Genomic DNA, 4,017 nt, shown 5'->3' with positions numbered 1-4,017 from the left:
AAAAAGAACTCGAAAGTTTATTGTCTTTGAAATTTCAGCGAATTTGATTTGCGACTTTTCATCCCGTTCAAAGTATATATCCAAAAAGCTATTTGAGTACAATCCCCCCAAAAAAAGCTTGCCTCTTATCAAGTCATGCGTTCAACCAGACTTGATTTTTACTCACCATACCAAAACAACTAATTATGATGTTACAATCTTTGTTTAGTTCTGAAACTTACAATATAAGTTTTTATAAACAATCTCCTGCTGTATTGGCAATAGATTGGCTTGAAGGGTCTAAATGGTTGAATAACCAAGGCTTTCGGGAAAGCATAGAGCGAATAGCAGCCTTTGTAGAACAGCACCAACCCAGGTATTTACTGATCAATGCCAGAAAATTGAACTTTATCATCGTTCCGGATTTGCAGGAGTGGTATCAAAAAAACATTATTTCAAAATATGTTGAAGTTGGGCTTGAAAAAATAGGGGTAGTAATGACAGGGGAGTTTGTAGCTGATTTGGCCATCAAACAGGTTTTTAACGACAAAACAAGCCTTCAAAATATGCAAGTCAAGTATTTTACTTCGTCCGATGAAGTGCTTGAGTGGTTAGATGTATCCTTGGTAAAATCTTAAAATCACCTGTATGAAAGCAATGTCTTATGATTACCTTAGTACCTTATGAGTAGTAGTACTAAGGTAACCTTTGAGTGATTCCGTTTTTATTCTTTCAAAATCAAAAACTCTACCCGCCGATTAAGCGCCCGCCCTGTGGCAGTTGTATTGTCTGCCACCGGACGACCCTGCCCATAACCTTTGGCTCGCAAACGTTGTTTGGCTATGCCTTGGGTGGTTAAGTGCCTAAGCACCGAATTGGCGCGTGCTTGCGATAAAGTTAGGTTTTTATCAGCACTACCGTGCGCATCTGTATGCCCTGAAATTTCAATATTCATTTGAGGATGTTTTTTCAAAATCTTAATCAAGCGGTTAAGTTCAGGGTAAGACGAAGGCTTGAGCGTGTCTTGATTGTAGTCAAAAAACAAGTTGTTGAGCCTGATACTTTGTCCTTGGTTGAGGGGTACCAGGTACAAGTCGTGTTTTACCTCACGGTAGTGGTTGGCCTGGAGCAAATCCAGGTTTTTACTCACGGGATAATACCCCTCTTTTTCGGCATTAAAGCCGTACACTTTTTCATAAGGCAGCACAATGGTATAAGTACCATCGCCAGGGTTTGACCGTGCCACTCCCACTTGTTGACGAGTTTTGAGATCTTCATAAGTAATGGTAGCCCCAATAGGTTGTTGGGTAAGTTTGTTTAATACCTTGCCATGCACCAACACCACTGGCTTAGGTTTGGCAGCATCGGGTAGCTTGACCCTAAAGATATCACTTTTCCCTAAAGACTTTTCGTAAGAAACAAAGTAAGCGTGCTCGCCCGAAGCCGGAATGGTGTAGTAAGCATCCCAATCGGGTGTGTTGATGCCTTTGCCCAGGTTTTGTGGAGTACTCCAGTTGGTCCAGGTATTGTCCAAACGACGTGTTACAAAAATATCATTATCGCCATAGCCTGGCTCGCCTCGCGTAGAGTAATACAGGGTTACATTATCGGCTGCCAGAAAAGGGGTGATATCGTCGGCAAAGGTGTTTACCTGCATACCCAGATTGAGCGGTTCGCTCCATACGTTATCAGCTTGCATAAACGACACATACAAGTCGCGTTGCCCGTGCGTATCTTTTCGTTCTACGCTCAATATCAGCGTTTTACCATCTGCCGAAAGGCACTCAGATACAAACTTAGCCCGGTTATAGTAGTTTTTCACTTGTACAGGCACTGGGGTTGTCCAGCCATTTTGGGTACGGTTGGTCAGGTATAGCCCCCGCCTTACCTGAGGACTCTTACTGTTGCCATAAGTGCCATTTAACAACAAAGTATTGCCGTCTGGCATTACCGATACCACCTGATTGTGTCCCTCGTTACTCAATGGCTTTCCCATGTTTTTTGCCGGGCTCCAGGTATTGTCAGGCAGGCGTTGCGACATCCATATATCATTGTTTTGATGGGCTACTATGTTTTGTGGGTGCTTGTCGCGCACTAGGTACAGGGTCTTGCCGTCGGGCGAAATCACCGGAGCTACCTCAGCGTGGGGTGAATTGATATGGTTGCCCAGGTTTTCTTTAGCGCTGAAGTCTTGCGCCTGAGGTATCAGGTTTATCTTTACAGGGGGGTGTTTTACCAGTAGGTAGTCTACCTCTACGAGGGTATTGTAGTTGATATCAAAACCTATTTTGTTGCCAAACAAGGGAGGGTAGGGGGTTTGGTGTACTTTGTGCCCATTGATGTAATAGTTAAGTACAAAACGTTTTTTTTCTACGGCAAGCACATTGGGTTTGCCCATGCCGTTTATGTATTTAGAGTAAGTCCAGGCTTTGACGTGGTAATACTTTCTTTTTTTGAACATAGAAATACGAAAGTACCCATCATTGGTAATAATGAAGCTATACATATTGCCTACATCTTTCATCCCCCACAATAACCCTGAGCCATGTTTGCGGGTACCTCGCACTTGGGTAAGCTTGGTTTCGATATAAAAATTGTGCCTGGGGTTTATATAAATGTCGTGGTGAAACACCCGTCCACTTTTTCGGTTTTTATGCTGAATGCGGTATACACCATCTGCCACAGCAGTTGTTACGCCTTCTTGGTTTTGGATCAACCACTGGCGGTCATTGTTTTCAAAGTCTTCTCTAAAAAGCACGTGATCTTGTGCTGTGAGCAAAGCAGTGCTGAACAGGCAGCAGTTCATTATTAAGTATAGTATTTTCATAGATACGAAATGGATTTATGCTGAACTTTCAATACGTTTGCCAGGCAATCATACGCTTGCAAACCCACTTTATAACAAACACTTGGCTTGTTTAATAAGTGGTATCATCATTGGCAGTTTTTTTTAGACAACAAAGTTATCATTTCCCGCTTCACTCACCGTAGTTTTTGCTCAACCTCGTCACGCATGCTTGTAATAATTAATCAAAAACTGCTAAAAAAGCTTTTTTTTTCATCATAAATCAAAGATTTATACAATATTTGTAGCGGAGCAATTCAAGCTTTGGTATTTACCTTACATGGTCAAAGTTTTTTTGTTATTTGTCTGATGCTCAATACTATGAGCATTGATTGAGGTAAGGCAACAAAGTAGTAAAGTACAGAGGTGTGGCTTGTTTTTAGAGAGTATACAATAAATCATACACCTATTGAGATGCAAGCAAAAACCACCATTTTGCTACCAATCCCTACTGCTCTGCACACTTAAATTATTTAGCTGAACTTATCAAAAATAACTATGAGTTGGATCAAGTTAATCTCTTATGAAGAAGCCGTTGGCAAACTAAAATCTTTGTATGACCGGGTAAAAGGCCCCCAGGGTAATATAGACAATATTTTGCAAGTACATGGCTTACGTCCTCACTCCCTAGAGGGGCACATGGCTTTATATAAAAACGTATTGCACCACCGTGACAATACGATTCCTAAATGGTTTTTAGAAAACCTGGGAGTATTGGTAAGCCACCTCAACCGTTGCGACTACTGTGTACAACATCATTTTGCGGGTATGAAGCGACTTCTCAACAATGACGAACGTGCCCAGCAAATATGGGATGCCATTATGGAAAATAGCTTTGACAAAGTGTATGACACCAAAGAGCTGGCTGCCATAGAGTATGCCCGTGAGCTTACCCAATACCCAGAAGAAATAAAATCAGAAACAATAGACACCCTGCGGGAAGCTGGTTGGGACGATGGCGAAATTTTGGAAATTAACCAGGTAGTAAGCTATTTTGCTTATGCCAACCGTACCGTACAAGGCTTAGGAGTAACTACTAAAGGTGATGTTTTGGGGCTTTCGCCTAATAGTACCGAAAACAACAACTGGAGCCATCACTAATAAAATAAGTTTTTGCCTAAGGAATGGTGAGAAATTAAATTACCATTCTTGAGGTAGAGGTTTTGTTTTGAGACGAGGCTATTTTTTGCGCC

3 protein-coding genes are annotated in these 4,017 nt (G+C 41.7%); 2 read left to right on the top strand and 1 reads right to left on the bottom strand.

Going from position 1 to position 4,017, the window contains the following annotated elements:
* Nucleotides 1-185: 185 nt before the first annotated feature.
* Nucleotides 186-617: a hypothetical protein gene (locus Q0954_RS33130; protein ID WP_299466085.1), complete on the top strand. Its 432-nt coding sequence runs from the start codon at nt 186-188 to the stop codon at nt 615-617.
* Nucleotides 618-703: 86 nt separating this feature from the next.
* Here Q0954_RS33130 and Q0954_RS33125 read toward each other — a convergent pair whose 3' ends face one another.
* On the bottom strand, nt 704-2,785 hold the full coding sequence (locus Q0954_RS33125; protein ID WP_299466082.1) for an OmpA family protein: 2,082 nt from the start codon (nt 2,783-2,785) through the stop codon (nt 704-706).
* A gap of 537 nt (nt 2,786-3,322) precedes the next feature.
* Here Q0954_RS33125 and Q0954_RS33120 point away from each other — a divergent pair.
* Complete coding sequence (locus Q0954_RS33120; RefSeq protein ID WP_002699189.1) at nt 3,323-3,925, top strand: carboxymuconolactone decarboxylase family protein; 603 nt, start codon at nt 3,323-3,325, stop codon at nt 3,923-3,925.
* Nucleotides 3,926-4,017 lie beyond the last annotated feature (92 nt).

This window comes from uncultured Microscilla sp. (assembly GCF_947493425.1).
In the GTDB taxonomy this organism is placed as follows: Bacteria; Bacteroidota; Bacteroidia; order Cytophagales; family Microscillaceae; genus Microscilla.
This window is presented reverse-complemented; position numbering and strand designations above follow the sequence as displayed.